Genomic DNA, 18,393 nt, shown 5'->3' with positions numbered 1-18,393 from the left:
AAATAAGACTTATGGATCAAATCCACATGGAGGTTATATGGCATTCCGTTTCGGAATTTATGCCATTAAGATACGCCAAACTTTATAAATATGAAACCTTATTTCATAAAATTTCATATTTATAGCTTCGCTGTTTGTCATACTTAATGTTTTATAAATCCCTTCACTTCATAAAAGCATCTAAATCTTTTTAATAAGTGCTAGGCACCTATTAAAAATCTTCAAGCTTTTAGAGTTTGGCTCGCCTGCTGTTCACTCAGGCTTCGCTCTTGTCACTATTTTTGATAAGCCCAAGTCACCCCCCCCTTTTTCAAAAATATCGCCAAGAAGCTTCGTCTATTTCATAGATATCGTTGAATCGCGCTTCGCACTTTTCTTCAACGACCTTCGTTCAACTCGCAGGACGGCGAGCGATTAAATAAATTTTTTAGAACTGGGTGAGACACGGAAAATTACTTTATATACCCCCTGAAAGTTTTCGTGTCTCAGAGATTACTTGAATTCATAGACTATATAGCTCGGAAAGGGATTTTGATGTTCAACTATCCTAAAATTGTTTGAGAGTTTTAGATGTCTTTAAAATACTCTATAAAAGATAAGATAGAAGAGGGGGGAGACATGAAAATAATTAAGGGGTATATAAAACAGAAAATGATGTCTCATTACATGAGATGAAAAATGAGATTTTCTTAATGGATTTTCAGTATCTTTGACTAGAGAGTAATTAACAGTAATATTTAACTGTCTCGTCTTTGAAAGAAGTGTAAAAAAGCTATGAATTAGCATATAAACAAGAAAAGCTAATCTTGCGATTAGCTTTTTTCTGTGATCCCGCTGGGATTCGAACCCAGGACCCATACATTAAAAGTGTATTGCTCTACCAGCTGAGCTACGGAATCCTTTCTGTTTTTGAAAGTGATGCAAAGGTAGAATTTCTTTTGATATATGCCAAATTATTGCGTGCAAATTTTGATGAAAAGGCCTTAACTGCTTAATAAATAAACGGATTATTTTTTATCGCGCTTTTTTTGCATGGATTATTCGGTCTGCTCCATTGATGTCTTTTATAAGTTTGACCTGTTCAAATCCTTTTTTGACCATAAGTTCTTTCATTTCTGCACCGAGATATTGATTGATTTCAAAATATAGATCTCCATTTGGGGCTAAATGTTTCAATGCAAAGGATGAAATAACATCATAAAAAATCAGTGGAGCACTTTCTTCAATGAATAATGCGAGCTCAGGTTCATAAGCCAATACGTTTTGGTTCATATGCTGCTTTTCTCCCGGGGTTATATAGGGCGGATTGGATACAATGATATTATAGTGTTGGTCGGAGAAAATGTATTCCCATTCAAATATATCCGCATTGATAAATTGAATCTGAGTTTTTAAATTCTTAGCATTTTCTTGTGCTGTTTTTATCGCCTCTTTTGAGATGTCTATCGTGGTTACCAGGGCATTATTAAGATGCTTTGATAAGGTAATAGGGATGCAGCCAGAGCCAGTTCCGATATCTATAATTTTTAGGTTTTGAGAAGATTTATGGTTTTTGATGATCAGATCGACAAGTTCTTCAGTTTCCTGGCGTGGAATGAGGACCGATTCATTGACCTGGAAAACTTCACCATAAAAATCTGCCCTATTGAGTATGTACTGTATAGGTCTGTGCTTTTTTAGATCCTGAAGGATGCTAAGTACTTCAGCCTTATCCTTCTCATTGACGATATCTGTTTTTCTCAATTGATAATTGATTCTATTTAACCCAAACTTTTCGGCAACAACCACTAAGAATATAGCTTTTATTTCATCCTCATCATATAACTCCTGAAGCTCATGTTGAAATAATAATTCGAAATCTTGAAGTATTTTCATGTGTCAAAGGTACGATTTTCATAGATTTGTATCTATGGATATGCACAAGCAATATATGCATCGTTGTTTGGAACTGGCCCAAATGGGTGCGGGTTCAGTGAGTCCCAATCCAATGGTTGGGGCTGTCATTGTTTTGGACGGTAAAATTATCGGTGAAGGGTATACTTCTCCGTATGGTGGACCACATGCTGAGGTCAATGCTGTACAACAGGTTATGCAAAAGTATGGGGAAAAGGCAAAGCGGCTTATCGCGGAAAGTACTTTTTATGTCAGCCTTGAACCTTGCGCGCATTATGGAAAGACGCCACCCTGTGCTAATATGATTGCGGAGCTGAAACCTTTGAAAGTTTTTATAGCCTGTTTGGATCCTTTCGCAAAGGTCAATGGCAAAGGAGTGGAAATACTACGGGAAGCTGGTATTGAGGTTGAAATTGGTTTACTGGAAAAAGAGGCCGTATGGCTCAACCGTCGGTTTTTTACACGTATCGGTCAATTTCGTCCCTATGTTATTTTAAAATGGGCACAAACCAAGGATGGTTTTATAGGACAAGAGGGTAAGCAGGTTTGGATAAGTAATGCTGCAAGCCAACAGTTGGTTCACCGTTGGAGAGCGGAGGAAGATGCTATTTTGGTTGGTACAAATACTGCAGTCGTAGATAATCCCAGTCTGACCGTAAGAGAATGGCAGGGTAAAAACCCATTGCGTATTCTTTTAGATAGAGATCTTGCTATCCCGCTAGATGCTAATATTCTCAATGATCAAGCTGATACAATTGTGTTCAATGCTAAAAAGACAGAATGGACAGCAAATGTGAAGTATATTGAGCTTGAAAATTATGGGTTGTATCTGCCGCAGAATATTCTTTATCAACTTTATTTAATGGATGTGCAGTCAATAATCATAGAAGGAGGGCGTGCTACTCTGCAAATGTTTATAGATGCGGATCTCTGGGATGAAGCAAGGGTATTTGAGTCTGAAACAAGATTATTGAATGGGATTGAGGCTCCTCAATTTAAAGGGCAATTGCTAGAAAGTAAATTGGTTTCCAATGATCTTTTAAAGATCTATAAGAAACAGTAATTATTAAATTGTATATTTAAGGAATTATAAGCCATAGCCGGTTGATTTAATTCTAAAATTACAATTATGTTAGTTACAGAAAACTTAATGCAGTTTATCTGGAAACTTCGGCTATTCCGTGCAAATGGGTTGAATTCTACTGATGGAGAACCCTTGGTCGTTGTTCATGTGGGGCAATATAATACAGATTCCGGCCCCGATTTTCTCATGTCACATATTAGGTGTAAAGATAATGATTGGTTTGGTCATGTCGAGATGCATATCCAATCTTCGGATTGGGATCGACATTGTCATCAGGAAGATGCCGTTTATAATAATGTCATCTTACATGTGGTGTGGAAAAATGATAAAGTTATTTACCGAAATGATGGGACATCTATACCGACATTGGTGCTTTCGGAATATGTGGAACAGCATCTCTTGGAGCGGTATTCAGTGATGATGAATACAAAAAGTTCGATACCTTGTGAATTTCAGCTTGGTTCTATCGATCTTTTTAAAAAATCCATGTGGCTGAGTAGTTTAGCTATTGAACGTCTAGAAATGAAGGTTCAACAAATGTCGGTGATCTTAAAACAATTTAATACGGATTGGGAAAAAACTTTATGGGTATGGATCTGCAGATGTATTGGATTAAAAGTTAATGCAGATACATTTCAGGAGCTTGGGGAAAAATTACCTTGGAACATTTTACAAAAATATCGTTCCAACCTATTTAAAATAGAGGCTCTTTTCTTTGGGATCAGCAGGCTGTTTATTCAAGGGCAAGAAAGCGAGTACATGGAGCGGCTAGCTGGTGAATTTGAGTATCAAAAACGTATTCATGGTATAGAGGCTATTTATGGGGTTTGGAAAAGGATGAGAATGAGACCTTATAATTTTCCTGAACGGCGAATCACGCAATTAGCTCTTTTGTTTAGTAAGAACGAGTTGGGCGTTGCTAAGATTTTGGCTGTGGATGATTTGGAGGCTGCTCGAAAATTATTTAAGATAGAGTCGCCGGGTGATTATTTTGGGGGATATTTTTCTTTCGGTACAAAAACGAAGGTAAAAACATCCGTTCGGCTGGGTAAAGAAACTATTGACACGCTTGTTATTAATGTGATTATCGTATTTCTTTTTTCATACGGTAAATATTTTAGTATTCAGTCATATATTGATAAAGCGCTAGATCTTTTGGAGCAGCTTCCTGCGGAAAAAAATGTTGTTGTGAGACAATTTACTCAATATGATTGGCCTGTTCAAAGCGCATTGCAAAGTCAAGGAATTTTGCAGTTAAAGAGATTTTACTGTGATAGGAAGCGCTGTCTTCATTGCAGTATAGGATCCGAAATTTTAAAAAGAAATTAATTCTTTAAAATCTCAGCAATCTCCTTATGGCCTTTTTCATATGCCATATCCATTGGAGCTAATCCTGAGATATTGATGACTCTGGTGTCGGCTCCATTTTCGAGTAAGGCAACAATAAAGTCGATATTACCAAATTGAGCAGCGAAATGAAGTGGAGTTTCGCCAGTGGCTTGAATGGCATTGACATTTGCATTAGCATCGATAAGCAACTTACCGATCTCTTCATTGTTGTTTGCCGCAGCAATATGTAGCGCAGTGGTGAGTTGTTCATTTTTGGTTACGACATTCGGATTGACTTTTTTGGATAGTAAAAGACGGACAATGTCTGCTTTGTTGAAATATGTTGCTAAGGTCAATGGCGTAAAACCCTGTGATGACCATTCGTTGACAACAGATGGAGCTTGCAAAATAATAGCCTCCAGGTATGAGGTTAACCCAGCCGCACAGGCCTCATGGATAGTCATGGATTTGGTGTGTTGTAAAAGTGTCCGAATGATCTGGGGTTTGTTATAATAGCAAGCCAATAGGAGGGGAGAAATTCCATGACTCGTTGTTTCTTGTAAAAGTTCGGGATTTCCAATCAATAATAAGTCGATATCATGGCTTCTGCCTTCTTCAATATATTGTTCTAAAACGGAAAGGTTCATGTCTTAACAAATTGTCTAACGTTGTCACTAAAATAGACTTTATTGATGAGAATAAATGTTTGATTTGCGAAAATATTTGTATTTAATTTTGCCTGGGATTGAACTGAAATTTAGAAGAAGGGTGTTTTTACGGGGTGAATTGGATCTTAAAATCCGGGAAAAAGTTATTTTTGGGGTATTTTATATACACAAATGTGTAGTAATGCGCATAATGTTTTTGTAAATTAAAAAGTAGATGTACTTTTGTTAAGCCCCTCCCAAGGGCATGTTTTTCATAGGTAGATGTAGGGTCGGGTGTTTCTCACTACGACCCTTTTTTTATAGCTTTGTTTTTATTATTTTAAAAGAGATGTCTAAGAGAAAAATTGTTATTGCCATTACTGGAGCTAGCGGCTCAATCTATGCTAAAGTTTTACTTAAAAAACTATTGGTATTAAAAACACAAATCGCAGAAGTTGGGATTGTAATGTCGAATAATGCGAAGGATGTATGGCGTGCGGAGTTAGGCGATGAGAGTTATCAGGATGTACCGTTCAAATTTTATGATAAGGGTGATTTCTTTGCTCCTTTTGCATCAGGATCGGCTCGCTATGATACGATGATTGTCTGTCCGTGTTCAATGGGGACATTATCAAGGATCGCCCAAGGAATTTCTTCTGATCTGACAACTCGCGCGGCAGATGTAATGCTAAAAGAACGACGAAGATTGATTTTGGTTACCCGTGAGACACCGCTAAGTATTATACATATTCAAAACATGAAATTGGTGACAGAGGCCGGAGGTATCATTTGCCCTGCATCACCTTCATTCTATAGTTTGCCGAAGACTTTGGAGGATGTTGCAGAAACTGTGGTTGATCGGATTTTGAGTCTTGCAGGGTTTGAATTTAAACATTATCAGTGGGGAGAAAATGCCTAGTTATTCCTCGTTGAAATCTATTTTTAATGTTCTTTAATAAATTTGTATTTTGTAACTTTGTTTCTCGAAATGAAGCAATCACAGGCATCACGCGAAAAAGTTATTTGCAGCTATATGATTTATAGTGATAAAGCCACCCTTTGTCTGTTAACACTGCGCACGCTATATGCTTCGATAAATAAGTTGTATCCTTTTAATTTCAATCACATTCATATATGAAAAGCTTATTGATTACTTCTGTTAAAGTAATTTTACCTGGTAATGAATTTCATCAGCAGCAAGTTGATGTATTTATCGAAAAGGGAAAGATTGCGCAGATTGGAAAATCTGTCAAAGTAGCTGATAAAAACATAGAGACCATCGATGGCGCAGGAAAAATTTTAGCGCCAGGTTTTTTCGACTTACATGCCAATTTTGGAGAACCTGGATTAGAAACCAAGGAAGACATTGTAAGTGGAACCGCAGCAGCAGCAGCGGGAGGATTTACTGGAGTTGCTGTAATGCCAAATACCGAACCGGCGATTCAAAGCCGTTCTGAAGTTGCACTTATTGTCAATACAGCGAAAGGGAATCTTGTTGATGTACATCCAATTGGAGCTATCAGTAAAAAGCGAGAAGGAAAGGAACTAGCCGAGCTATTTGATATGAAGCAAACGGGTGCTGTCGCTTTCAGTGATGGAAATAGGAGTGTACAGCAGGCAGGATTAATGAGCAGAGCGTTGTTATATGCGAAGGGATTCGATGGGTTGATTTTTTCACATGCTGAAGATGAATCTATGGCAGGTGGAAACAAAATGAATGAAGGTGCGATGAGTACTTATTTGGGGATGAAGGGTATTCCCAATCTTGCCGAATCGTTAATGGTTTCTCGTGATCTGTATTTGGCGGAATATACCGGAGCTCCAATTCATTTTGCATCCATTAGCACACCAGAAGCCGTTGACCTGATAAAAAAAGCTAAAGCAAAAGGTCTTCCAGTGACATGTGATGTTGCTGCACATCAATTGGTCTTTACTGACGAAGATATTGTCGGTTTTGATAGTAATTATAAGGTGAGTCCGCCGTTACGCACAAAGGCAGATCTTAAGGTATTACTCAAAGGAATTAAGGATGGTACTATTGACGCTGTTGTTTCGCAACATACACCGCATGAAATAGAATTTAAGAATGTAGAATTTCATATTGCAAAAAATGGAATTATTGGACTACAGACCGTATTGCCACTCATGGTTCGTGCTGGATTAAACGAAGAACAAATTGTCAATAGTCTTTCAGTTAGACCCCGACAGATTCTAGGACTTGAAGTTCCTCTTATTGAAGAAGGGGCAGTAGCCAACCTTGTCGTATTTGACTCAGCGAAGACTTGGAGCTTCGATGAGAAAACCAATAAATCCAAATCAAAAAATTCTCCATTGTTCGGACAGATCTTAAAAGGCGCTGTCGAATTGGTCATCAATAATAGTCAAATCATTAAAAACGATTAAAAACCATGGAAGCAAATGTTAAAGCAGCCGTTGAGGCAGGTATATTAAATTATGGCAAGGTTGATGGAATCTCGACAGCCCCGGAGTTTCTTGAAAAGATTATTGGCGTATTCAATACGGAGGCCAGCTATCTAGAGAAATTAGAACTGTTGGATCAGTCTTTTGATGACTATCCGTTGTTTGACGAACTTCGTGAAGTATATGTCGATCTTTTATTGATGAACTTTTTCTCCAATGACGTATTAAAATTGGAAGATGATTATTTGGATTCTGAAGAATGGGAAGCGATCGAAGATGAAACAATAGATCGTGGAACAGAATTGTTGAATATTTTTCTTTATTTAGGGGAATGTAAGGATGATGAGATTGAACCTGAATTGGATGATTTCCTAAAAGAATTTTTGCTGGTTGACGAAGATGAATTCCAAGACGAGCATGAAATTTATGAAGATATCATTGCTAATCAGATTGTAGTAGATAGCCCGTATGCCGAAATTGCAAAAGTAGGAAAAGGAATAAATCCGAGAAGCGAAGTTTATGAACTTTTCTATCCTATTATGAGTTTCTTTAGCGAGTTGAAACCATCTGAAAAACAATTTGAAGAGTATGCTGACGCTTCTTCCAATAAGGCTTTTGATATCGCCCTTTACCAAATAATTAGTACTTACTATAACAAATAATTTTATGGCAGAATCATTCAACCAAAGTAATGTAGGATTTGATGCGGTAATCGACAAAAAGAAAAGTATTATCTATGGTGTTATTTTAGGAATAATTTCTTTTATTCTAGGATTAGTTGTTTTGTTTGTTGTCAAAGACTTAAATTCCTTTTGGGGGGTAATGTCGATGTCATTTATTGTTAATACGGGGATTTTTGTTGTTATCTCTGCGCTATTCGCCTTCTCTCTTAGGAAAGCAAATGGTGGATACTGGAATTTTTCTATAGCATTGAAATCGATCTTTATGATGCTTGCTATTTCTACGATTATTTCCACTATTGGTACGCAACTCTATGTTAATTTCATTAATCCAACTTTACAAGAAAAGGTGGTGACGCATACAATTAACGTTACCATTGAGTACATGGAGAAAAACAATGTGCCAGATGAGGTTATAGATTCAAAAATCGCAGAACTTGAAAAACAAGTTGATGCTATAGGAAAGATAACCTTAGGGCAGGTGTTCAAAGGATTGGCAATCACATTGATGTTTCAATTTGTTTTTGCATTACTATTATCAGCCTTGACAAAACGAGAAAAATTGGTGATTAAGCAAGAGACCAATTAGTGTTTAATAAAATAAAATTGACCCTATAAGGTATTACTGAAAAAGTAATACCTTTGTTGGTATTATAATACTACATTTTTAGCATGATTAACATTCACATGGATATTTCTGTTGTTGTTCCTTTATTTAATGAAGAAGAATCCTTACCCGAATTGACAGCTTGGATCGACCGCGTTATGGCGGCCAATCATTTTTCCTATGAAATTATTTTAGTTGATGATGGGAGTAAAGATAATTCTTGGAAAGTTATTGAAGAGTTGAAGTTAAAGAACACGAATATTTCTGCGATAAAGTTCCGACGCAACTATGGAAAATCTGCGGCTTTAAATGTAGGCTTTGCTGCTGCACAGGGCGATGTTGTTATTACAATGGATGCTGATTTACAGGATAGTCCAGATGAGATTCCTGAACTGTATGATCGGATCGTGAACAAGGGGGCGGATTTAGTATCGGGTTGGAAGCAAAAGCGCTATGATCCATTGACCAAAACAATCCCAACCAAATTGTTTAATGGGGTAACAAGATCTATGTCTGGAATTCATAACCTGCATGATTTTAACTGTGGCCTTAAAGCTTATAAAAAAGATGTTGTTAAAAACATTGAGGTTTATGGCGAGATGCATCGTTATATACCCGTTATTGCGAAATGGGCTGGATTTACCAATATACAGGAACAGGTTGTACAGCATTACCCACGTAAATACGGTACAACCAAATTTGGGCCGGGCCGTTTTGTGAAAGGCTTCTTGGATTTATTATCCATATTTTTTGTCGGCAAATTTGCGAAAAGACCGATGCACTTTTTTGGTGTTATGGGGGTGATTAGTTTTCTTGCAGGTTTATTTATCTCCATTTATCTGATTTGCCACAAACTCATGAGTATAGCTAGCGGTACACCATTTAGAGATATAACAGATCAACCATTATTTTTCTTTGCGCTAACAGCGATTATTTTGGGAACACAATTATTTCTGACAGGTTTCTTGGCAGAATTAGTCTCTAGAAGCAGCTCCGATCGGAATGATTATCAAATTGAGAAAGTCATCTAAATAATTATGCGAATTGTGATTTTAGGATCCGCCTATCCATTGAGGGGAGGGGGGATAGCGTCTTTTAATGAACGATTGGCATCCCATTTTCAGGAGTTAGGTCATGAAGTGGATATCTATTCCTTTAGTCTACAGTATCCCAATTTTCTTTTCCCTGGGAAGTCGCAATATTCAGATGAGCCTGCACCAATCGGTCTTCATATTAAAACAATAGTGAATTCTATTAATCCACTTAATTGGATAAAGGTTGGTAGGGAGCTTAGGAAGGCGAACTACGATTTGCTTATCGTGCGATTTTGGATGCCGTTTTTTGGGCCTTGTTTGGGAACAATACAGCGACAGGTTCGAAAAAATAAACATACTAAAATTGTATGTATCGCTGATAATATAATCCCTCATGAACAACGCATAGGGGATAAGATGTTGATCCGCTACTTTTTGAAATCTGTTGATGCTTGTCTCACTATGAGTAAAAGTGTACTGGCAGATCTGAAAATGTTAAGCCCCAAAATGCCAGCGGTATATACGCCGCATCCCCTCTACGATAACTATGGTGCGCATCAAAGTAAAAAGGAGGCACGTCGATTACTTAAGATTGCCGAAGAGGATAAAGTCGTATTGTTTTTTGGTTTTATTCGTCAATACAAGGGTTTAGATATCTTGCTGGAAGCATTAGCTCATTCCAAGGTTCGCGATCTCGGTGTTAAATTATTGCTTGCCGGAGAATTTTATGGTGATCCTGCTCCCTATCTGGAGCTTATAAAAAAGTATAAACTCGAAGAGTTTATTTTTATGCATACCGATTTTATTCCAAATCAGGAGGTGGGACGTTATTTTTCAGCTGCGGATTGCGTTGTATTGCCTTATCGTAGCGCTACGCAGAGTGGAATCACCCAAGTTGCTTATCATTTTGATCTTCCCATGATTGTGAGTAATGTTGGGGGATTGCCGGAATTGGTTCAAGATGGCTACGTTGGTTATGTCGTGGAACCTGATGCCCGTCAAATAGCCGACGGTATTTTTTCATTTTACCATTACAACAAAGAAGAGCAATTTAGAACGAATATTATCGATGAAAAAAGGAAATACAGCTGGGATACTTTTGGCAATGAACTTCTTAAGTTGACGCGTTGATGAGTAGCAATGATTTTATTTGTATATAAAATCAAATTTATCTAAGTTTGGAAGACTGAGGTAGAAATTTAAAAGGAAGGAGAGATTTTGTTGCCGTTTACACAAAGTAGTTTAACTAAGTTAGAAGAGTTTTTTAAGGAGCAAGGGTATAAAGTTAGATACGAGAAAGGTTCATTCCGTACAGGTGCTTGTATGTTGCAGACGACAAAAGTTGTAGTAGTCAATAAGTTTTCGAATCTTGAAATAAAAATCCAGTCATTGTGGAACATATTATTGGATATTGAAATTGATTCGGAGGCCATTTCTGAAAAACTTCTTCCGATTTATGAAGACGTATTGAAATCAAAAATTGTAGCTTGAGAATAACATTTTTAGGAACCGGAACATCACAAGGGGTGCCTGTAATAGCATGCCAATGTCAGGTCTGTCAATCTGAAGACAGACGTGATAAGAGGTTACGTTCTTCTATTCTTATTGAATACAATCAACATACATTGGTTGTGGATACTGGCCCAGACTTTAGGTATCAGATGTTGCGCGAGAAAGTTATGCATTTGGATGCGGTGTTAATGACACACTCACATAAAGACCATATTGCTGGTTTAGATGACGTAAGGGCATTTAATTATCAGCAGCATAGCTCAATTGCTATTTACGGTACAGCAGCTCTCCATGAAGCGCTCAGACGAGAATTTTATTATGCGTTTACTGAAGTTAAATATCCCGGAGCTCCGAGGTTGGATTTGGAAGAGATAAAGGCCGGGGTACCCTTGTCTTTATTTGGAAAAGAAATTATGCCTATTGAGGTTCTCCATTATAAAATGCCAGTCTTGGGTTTTAGGATCGGAGATTTCGCCTACATTACTGATGCGAAATTTATCAGCGCAGAATCACGGAAATTATTGGAAGGAGTAAAGGTTCTTGTGGTAAATGCTTTGCAAAAGGAATCTCATATTTCACATTTAACATTGGATGAGGCGATTGAATTTGCCTATGATATTCATGCCGATAAAACCTATTTTACACATATAGGGCATCGAATGGGACTGCATGAAGCTGTTTCCAGAGAATTGCCCGAAAACATGTTTCTAGCCTACGATAGATTACAGCTTGAAATTAGCTAATCCATTTAAAATAAAACTATAGTTCTTTTTTCGTTGTTATACCTATAAAAAATAGATTTAGGTATTAAATTATAAAGAAATGGGAAATTTACTGTATATCATCGCCGTTATCTTAGTTATCATTTGGGCGATAAGTTTTTTTGGAGGTTATGCGGCTGGCAATAACATTATCCACATCCTTTTGGTCATTGCTATTATTGTGGTTTTATTGCGCGTTATTCGTGGCAATGCTTAATCCTTTAAATCAAATTCAGATAGAACTGGGCAATTTGTAAGTCTTGAGGGTAGGTGATTTTTATATTTCTGGAGTCACCTTCAATGATAGCGATACGCTTGCCCATTTTCTCTACCACCGACGCATCATCTGTAAAAAGGGGATCTTCGCCTTGCTGATAGGACTTTAGAAGCAATTCTCCATGAAAAACCTGTGGAGTTTGTACTAACCAGGTATGATTTCTATCAACAGCGGAGTTGGATGTGGTGTCTCCCATCCGAACTGATTCAATGCTCTTTTGTGCTAAGACAATTGCCTGATGATCATACGCCCCCTGGAAGGCTTTTTTAATAAGAGCTTCAGTGATGATAGGCCGAGCTCCGTCGTGCACCGCAACATAGTCTTTTGGACCGATATCAAAATTTTGCTGAATGTAATCTATTCCGTTCCTTACACTTTCGAAGCGGGTTTGTCCGCCAAAAGCGATATGTATAGGGCGATCAAACTGATGCTTCAAACACAGTTCGGTCCAAAAACTTTCCATTGGCTCGCTGATGACCAAAATAACTTCCGAAATAATTTCTGACTGGCAAAATCGATTAATTGTATGCATAACAATCGGCAGTCCATTTAATTCAAGAAACTGCTTTGGAAGATCGCTATTCATTCTGTTTCCGGTTCCGGCAGCAACGATAATTACAAAGTTCATGTTGTTATTGAAAGGTTATTATTTAAAAAAACGTGGATAGTTTAAGGCTATCCACGTTTTTTTTATTTTATCTTTTAAGACACAGCGTTAAACGATTAACATAGCGTCGCCATAGCTGTAGAATCTATACTTTTCTTTTACAGCAACTTCATAGGCATTCATTACATTTTCGTAGCCTGCAAACGCAGCAATCATCACTAAAAGTGTGGATTCTGGTGTATGGAAGTTTGTAATCATCGAGTTTGCGATACTGAAATCGTAAGGAGGATAGATGAACTTACTCGTCCAGTCAGACGCCGCTTTTAAATGGTGATCTGCAGAAACAGAAGATTCTATTGCACGCATAGAAGTCGTTCCGACAGCACATACGCGACGTTTGTTGTCGATTGCTCTATTGACAACGCGTGCAGCTTCATCAGTGATGATGAACTGTTCCGAATCCATTTTATGTTTGGTTAAATCTTCGACTTCAACGGTACGGAAAGTTCCAAGACCAACGTGAAGAGTAACCTCTGCAAAATCAACACCTTTTAGTTCCAGACGTTTCATTAACTCTCTTGAGAAGTGAAGTCCAGCTGTAGGAGCAGCAACAGCACCTTCATTTTTTGCGTAGATCGTTTGGTAACGGAATTTATCTTCCGGCGTAGCTTTACGTTTGATGTATTTAGGAAGCGGAGTTTCACCTAAGATTTCAATATTACGACGGAACTCTTCATCGGTACCATCAAATAAAAATCTAATTGTACGGCCACGAGAAGTTGTATTGTCAACTACTTCGGCAACCAATAAGTCATCATCACCGAAATATAATTTGTTGCCTACACGGATTTTACGCGCAGGATCTACCAACACATCCCAAAGACGAAGTTCATTGTTCAATTCACGCAACAAGAAAACTTCAATCGTAGCTCCAGTTTTCTCTTTATTACCGTAAAGGCGGGCTGGAAAAACTTTAGTATTGTTTAATATCATGACATCTTTGTCATCGAAATAATCCAATACATCTTTGAAAATTTTGTGTTCAATTTTACCAGTATCTCTATGTAGGACCATCAAGCGTGATTCGTCACGATTTTCAGAAGGTTCAGAAGCAAGTAATGATTCTGGTAAGTTGAATTTAAATTGAGATAACTTCATCTTTAATGATATATATTTTAATGTCTGCCTTTCAGTGCATTACAGTGCACCAAATACTAGGTTGCAAAAAGCATACAAAGTTATAACTTTTTCGGGTATAGAAAGGGCTTATTTCTAATTTATGTATATATTTTTGACGATTTTGACATTAAATCAAAACTATGTTGTATTTTAGAATACAATTATGCTATTTTTTAGATTGATATTGGAGAGTTGTCAGTTTGCTTTTTCGGCATTGAAAGACAATCGTACCCGCACCTTACTATCGCTGTTGGGTGTGACCATCGGTATTTTTACGATTATTGGTGTATTTTCTGCAGTAGATACCTTACGGAATAATATAGAGGAATCAGTAAAGAAGATCGGTAGCAAAACACTTTATATTGAGAAATGGCCCTGGGATGGAGGTCCAAATTTCCCTTGGTGGAAATACTTGAATAGACCCGAACCTACATACAATAATTACCTGGATTTGAAAAGTCGTATGACGACAGCCGAGTATATGGCGTATATGATCAATATCGGTAATACGACTATAAAATATAAAAATAATTCGGCCCAAGGCTCATCGGTCAACGCAGCGACCTATGAGAACCTGTACATTCAAAATTTAAATATTGTGGATGGTCGTTACTTTGCTGAAAGCGAGTCGAGGGGTGGAGCTCTTGTAACTGTATTGGGAGCAAATATTGCGGAAGGGCTTTTTCCTAATGAGGAGCCTGTTGGCAAATATATTAATATGTTAGGCCGAAAAATTCAGGTTATCGGTGTATTAAAGAAAGAAGGAAATGGTGTATTGATTAATACCTCCCCCGATGATACCGCCTTTATTCCGTTTGAGCTTGCGAGAAATTTGGTCAACTATGATAATTTCTCACCGAGTATAGCGATGGTTATTAAATCGAACTACACGCTTGGTGAGGCGGAGAGCGAAGCGAAGACACTCATGCGTTCGATTCGTCGTATATCGCCACAACGGGAGGAAAACTTTTCCATTAACCAGACAACAATGATTACAGGTGCGCTGGATCAGCTTTTTGGGATAATTAATCTTGCGGGTTTTTCAATCGGTATTTTTTCGATTTTGGTTGGTGGCTTCGGTATTGCCAATATCATGTTTGTCAGTGTCAAAGAGCGTACACATATCATCGGAATACAGAAAGCGCTAGGGGCTAAAAATTTCTTTATTCTTTCACAATTTTTAGTTGAGTCTATCGTACTATGTTTGTTGGGGGGAGGGATAGGTCTCGTTGTTGTTTATTTTTTAGCGTTTCTAGTGCAAGCTGCAACTGGCGTTGCTATTGTCGTAAGTTTGAAAATGGTTATGCTTACAGTTTCGCTTTCGACGTTTATTGGTCTCATATCAGGTATTGTTCCGGCCCTAATGGCTTCTCGATTGGATCCGGTAGAAGCGATCCGGAGTAAATAGAAAGCGATATGTTTAAAAAAGCTCAATTTTCGATATTACAAGGATTTTGGCTTTTAATTTTTGCCTATAGCTGTATGCTGATGGCAGAAATCACACTTCGCTATCGTGGTTTCTCACTCGATGCTAATTTCCTGATGATTAAACAAACGGAAATTGAAGAACTTTGGTGGTATCGCTACGTGTTTTATGTCCATGTCTGCACAGCTATCTTTGCCTTGCCTGCCGGCTTTACGCAGTTTAATACTTATCTATTGAATAAATATCCGCGAGTCCATCGAAGTATCGGGTATTTGTATGTATTCGCCATTTTGGTTTTTGCCGCTCCTTCAGGTTTGCTTATTGGATCCGTGGCAAATGGCGGATTAACCTCTATTATTGCCTTTGAATTATTGGGGCTTGGATGGTTTTATTTCACCTGGATGGCAGTTCGTTTGGCGAGTCAGCGAAAATTTGATAAACACCGTGATTTTATGATCCGTAGTTTTGCCTTAACCTGTTCAGCACTTACCCTACGTTTTTGGAAGCTTGCTTTAGTGTACTTGTTTCAGCCAAATCCGATGGATCTCTATCAAATTATTGCCTGGTTGGGGTGGATCCCTAATTTGTTGTTGGCGGAATTTATTATTTATCAAAAAAATCATAAATTATGAGGAAGAACCTTTGTTTAATGTTAATGCTTGGAGCAATCCTTGGTTGTAAGGACGGGAAAAGCAAAAAGAATGAAGCCACCGAAACAAAAGATACTGTTGTGGCCGAAGCTGAGGCACATCAGGAACTTTATGGAAACTGGGTGGGCGAATTTGTTGTGGATGAAAGTACTCTTGAAGAAGGAGAAGGGCTGCCCACGACAGATTATTCTCCGAAGATAAATTTGACCATAAAAAAAATTACGGATAAGGGTAATATCTTCGGGCAGAATGTTGTCAAAGGAAATCTGCGCTCTTTTGTGGGGAAATTGGAGGAAAATGGTGCCGATATTCGGTTATTATTGGATGAGCCCGGCGACAAAAAGTCCGACGGGCGATTTGAAATTAAGCTTAATCACGACACCTTAATAGGCAATTGGACCGCATATGACCAAGGGGTAAAGATTAAAAAGCGAAGCTTTAAATTGTTGAAAAAGCAGTTCGCCTATAATCCAAATCTGATGCTAAAAAATCAGGATGGAGAAGACGGAACTTTGGTCGACTGGATTAACGAAAAAAGAAAGGAGGAGACTGATGTGGATGGAGATTCAACTTATACTTACATTATTCAATACTATCGATCGGCATCCCCTGCGGTCTTTACTGTAAATGCATCTAAACAAAAGTTGACGGAGAAAGACCTTAAAAACCTCAAGAAATTAGATCTGGAGATTATTCGGAATACGATTTTTGCCCGACATGGCTATGCGTTTACCAAACCTAGCATTCGCCAGTTTTTTGAACCTGTAGATTGGTATGTGCCTATTTCAAAAGATGTGTCTGCAGACTTAAGTCCCTTAGAAAAAGATAATATAGCTTTGCTGACTAGATTTGAAAAATATGCAACGGATAATTATGACACCTTCGGAAGGTAATGCAGTCAACATTAGTCATGAATATTCGAAAGATCAGTATTACAAAAAAGGCTTTACATCGTAAAGCCTTTTTTGTAATATCAAGAGTGTATGTTTTATTATTTCTTCCGAATAGAGATCGCATTTTTATGCGCTTGCAGGCCTTCGAGTTCAGCGAGTATTTCAACTACCGACCCGATTTGTTGAAGTCCAGTTTCGTTTATATGCTGAAAAGTAACTTTTTTCACAAAAGAATCTACAGATACGCCGGAGTAGGAGCGTGCATAGCCTGATGTAGGCAGCGTGTGATTTGTACCTGAGGCATAATCTCCTGCGCTTTCAGGGGTTAAGTGACCTAAGAAAACCGAACCAGCGTTACTGATATAGCGTGTTAAGGACTCCCATTGGTCCGTCTCCAAAATAAGGTGTTCTGGCGCATAGTCATTTGAAAACTGAATGGCCTCCTGAAGATTCTCGACAGTTATTGCATAGGAATTTTCAATCGCTTTTGCAGCAAGTTCCTTGCGAGGCAAAACCGCTAATTGGGCTACCAATGCTGTGTTGATGGCATCAACTATAGCCGCGGAAGTTGCAACCAGCACAGCTTGACTGTCGGCTCCGTGTTCGGCCTGTGCCAAAAGATCTGCGGCGACAAATGCTGGATTAGCCGACTCGTCAGCGATGACCAGTACTTCGGATGGTCCCGCAGGCATGTCAATGCTAACATTTGCAAGGCCCTGTATGATGGATTTTGCTTTTGTGACAAACTGATTTCCTGGGCCAAATATCTTATCGACTTTTGGTATAGTCTCTGTTCCAAACCCCATAGCAGCAACAGCTTGAGCGCCTCCAACGAGGTATATTCTATTTATCTTAAGTAATTTTAAACAAAAAGCAACAAAGCCATTTATTTTTCCATTGGATTGTGGAGGAGAACAAACGACAATCTCTTTACATCCAGCTATTCTCGCAGGAATACCGAGCATTAAAAGTGTGCTAGGTAAAACTGCTGATCCCCCTGGGATATAAAGGCCAACTTTTTCAATGGGACGAACCTCGCGCCAGCATTTTACGCCGGGCATTGTTTCGACAGTTCGCTCCCTTTTTAATTGTGTACTATGGAATTTATGTATATTTTGAAACGCGATTTCCAATGCTCTTTGTTGATCGCGGTCAATGGTAGATGCCAGTGCGTCGATATCTTCCTCGTCTAAATATAATCTGTCAAGTTCAACTTTATCAAATTTGGCCGCATATTCGCGTAATACGATATCACCTTGGTGGCGTACTTGTTGAATAATTTCCTGGACAACCTCTTGTATTGCATTGTTTGGATCCGTATTCCTAGCGACCAGTTGCTGGATTTCGGTTTTTCCTAACGTTTTGTAATCATATTTTTTTAACATGGTTGTAT

General features: G+C 38.2%; 18 protein-coding genes and 1 tRNA gene. 13 read left to right on the top strand and 6 right to left on the bottom strand.

All coding sequences use genetic code 11. The annotated features are described in order from the left end of the window. Positions 1-826: 826 nt before the first annotated feature. Both ACHWSC_RS03490 and prmC read right to left on the bottom strand, forming a co-directional pair. A tRNA-Lys gene (locus tag ACHWSC_RS03490) sits at positions 827-899 on the bottom strand. 115 nt (positions 900-1,014) lie between these two features. Further along, complete coding sequence (prmC, locus tag ACHWSC_RS03485) at positions 1,015-1,875, bottom strand: peptide chain release factor N(5)-glutamine methyltransferase (RefSeq protein ID WP_394675792.1); 861 nt, start codon at positions 1,873-1,875, stop codon at positions 1,015-1,017. A gap of 34 nt (positions 1,876-1,909) precedes the next feature. Between prmC and ribD the strand changes: the two genes are divergently transcribed. Then, positions 1,910-2,956, top strand: a complete 1,047-nt coding sequence (ribD, locus tag ACHWSC_RS03480) for a bifunctional diaminohydroxyphosphoribosylaminopyrimidine deaminase/5-amino-6-(5-phosphoribosylamino)uracil reductase RibD (protein WP_394675791.1) — start codon at positions 1,910-1,912, stop codon at positions 2,954-2,956. Between the two features lie 66 nt (positions 2,957-3,022). Beyond that, a complete protein-coding gene (locus tag ACHWSC_RS03475) occupies positions 3,023-4,306 on the top strand; it encodes a DUF2851 family protein (RefSeq protein WP_394675790.1) in 1,284 nt (427 codons plus the stop codon). On the opposite strand, the gene ACHWSC_RS03470 is transcribed toward ACHWSC_RS03475, so the two are convergent. Beyond that, on the bottom strand, positions 4,303-4,953 hold the full coding sequence (locus ACHWSC_RS03470; protein WP_075993358.1) for an ankyrin repeat domain-containing protein: 651 nt from the start codon (positions 4,951-4,953) through the stop codon (positions 4,303-4,305). The genes ACHWSC_RS03475 and ACHWSC_RS03470 overlap by 4 nt on opposite strands. Before the next feature lie 349 nt (positions 4,954-5,302). Between ACHWSC_RS03470 and ACHWSC_RS03465 the strand changes: the two genes are divergently transcribed. The 8 genes from ACHWSC_RS03465 to ACHWSC_RS03430 all read left to right on the top strand — a co-directional run bounded on the left by ACHWSC_RS03465 (position 5,303) and on the right by ACHWSC_RS03430 (position 12,185). Next, a complete protein-coding gene (locus ACHWSC_RS03465) occupies positions 5,303-5,872 on the top strand; it encodes a UbiX family flavin prenyltransferase (protein ID WP_394675789.1) in 570 nt (189 codons plus the stop codon). Between the two features lie 215 nt (positions 5,873-6,087). After that, positions 6,088-7,356 carry a dihydroorotase family protein gene (locus tag ACHWSC_RS03460; RefSeq protein ID WP_394675788.1) on the top strand — a complete coding sequence of 423 codons (1,269 nt, stop codon included), beginning with the start codon at positions 6,088-6,090 and terminating at the stop codon, positions 7,354-7,356. Positions 7,357-7,361: 5 nt separating this feature from the next. Further along, positions 7,362-8,036, top strand: a complete 675-nt coding sequence (locus ACHWSC_RS03455; RefSeq protein WP_075993355.1) for a hypothetical protein — start codon at positions 7,362-7,364, stop codon at positions 8,034-8,036. Positions 8,037-8,040: 4 nt separating this feature from the next. Next, positions 8,041-8,643 carry a DUF4199 domain-containing protein gene (locus ACHWSC_RS03450; protein WP_075993354.1) on the top strand — a complete coding sequence of 201 codons (603 nt, stop codon included), beginning with the start codon at positions 8,041-8,043 and terminating at the stop codon, positions 8,641-8,643. A 98-nt stretch (positions 8,644-8,741) separates the two neighbouring features. Further along, the gene (locus ACHWSC_RS03445) at positions 8,742-9,692 is read left to right on the top strand and encodes a glycosyltransferase family 2 protein (protein ID WP_075993353.1); all 951 of its coding nucleotides are present in this window, start codon (positions 8,742-8,744) and stop codon (positions 9,690-9,692) included. A 6-nt stretch (positions 9,693-9,698) separates the two neighbouring features. Continuing rightward, positions 9,699-10,826, top strand: coding sequence for a glycosyltransferase (locus ACHWSC_RS03440; protein WP_394675787.1), 1,128 nt, complete (start codon positions 9,699-9,701; stop codon positions 10,824-10,826). Positions 10,827-11,182: 356 nt separating this feature from the next. Then, positions 11,183-11,950, top strand: a complete 768-nt coding sequence (locus ACHWSC_RS03435) for an MBL fold metallo-hydrolase (protein ID WP_394675786.1) — start codon at positions 11,183-11,185, stop codon at positions 11,948-11,950. A 79-nt stretch (positions 11,951-12,029) separates the two neighbouring features. Beyond that, complete coding sequence (locus ACHWSC_RS03430; RefSeq protein WP_104382583.1) at positions 12,030-12,185, top strand: lmo0937 family membrane protein; 156 nt, start codon at positions 12,030-12,032, stop codon at positions 12,183-12,185. Positions 12,186-12,189: 4 nt separating this feature from the next. Here the strand turns inward: ACHWSC_RS03430 and ACHWSC_RS03425 are convergent, their stop codons facing one another. Next, entirely contained in the window at positions 12,190-12,873 is a 684-nt protein-coding gene (locus ACHWSC_RS03425) for a 2-C-methyl-D-erythritol 4-phosphate cytidylyltransferase (protein ID WP_394675785.1), read from the bottom strand. 87 nt (positions 12,874-12,960) lie between these two features. Continuing rightward, the gene (gene queA / locus ACHWSC_RS03420) at positions 12,961-14,010 is read right to left on the bottom strand and encodes a tRNA preQ1(34) S-adenosylmethionine ribosyltransferase-isomerase QueA (RefSeq protein WP_075993349.1); all 1,050 of its coding nucleotides are present in this window, start codon (positions 14,008-14,010) and stop codon (positions 12,961-12,963) included. Between the two features lie 184 nt (positions 14,011-14,194). Between queA and ACHWSC_RS03415 the strand changes: the two genes are divergently transcribed. From ACHWSC_RS03415 to ACHWSC_RS03405, 3 genes are all read left to right on the top strand, one after another. Further along, positions 14,195-15,439 carry an ABC transporter permease gene (locus ACHWSC_RS03415; RefSeq protein WP_172840710.1) on the top strand — a complete coding sequence of 415 codons (1,245 nt, stop codon included), beginning with the start codon at positions 14,195-14,197 and terminating at the stop codon, positions 15,437-15,439. Between the two features lie 80 nt (positions 15,440-15,519). Next, complete coding sequence (locus ACHWSC_RS03410) at positions 15,520-16,089, top strand: DUF2306 domain-containing protein (protein ID WP_236590096.1); 570 nt, start codon at positions 15,520-15,522, stop codon at positions 16,087-16,089. Further along, positions 16,086-17,000, top strand: coding sequence for a YARHG domain-containing protein (locus tag ACHWSC_RS03405; protein WP_075993346.1), 915 nt, complete (start codon positions 16,086-16,088; stop codon positions 16,998-17,000). The genes ACHWSC_RS03410 and ACHWSC_RS03405 overlap by 4 nt, the downstream gene beginning before the upstream one ends. A 98-nt stretch (positions 17,001-17,098) precedes the next feature. On the opposite strand, the gene hisD is transcribed toward ACHWSC_RS03405, so the two are convergent. Next, positions 17,099-18,385, bottom strand: a complete 1,287-nt coding sequence (hisD, locus tag ACHWSC_RS03400; RefSeq protein WP_394675784.1) for a histidinol dehydrogenase — start codon at positions 18,383-18,385, stop codon at positions 17,099-17,101. Between the last annotated feature and the right edge of the window lie 8 nt (positions 18,386-18,393).

Source organism: uncultured Sphingobacterium sp. (assembly GCF_964277905.1).
Classification (GTDB): domain Bacteria; phylum Bacteroidota; class Bacteroidia; order Sphingobacteriales; family Sphingobacteriaceae; genus Sphingobacterium; species Sphingobacterium siyangense.
Note: the sequence above shows the minus strand (reverse complement) of the source record. Positions and strands in the feature narration are given on the sequence as shown.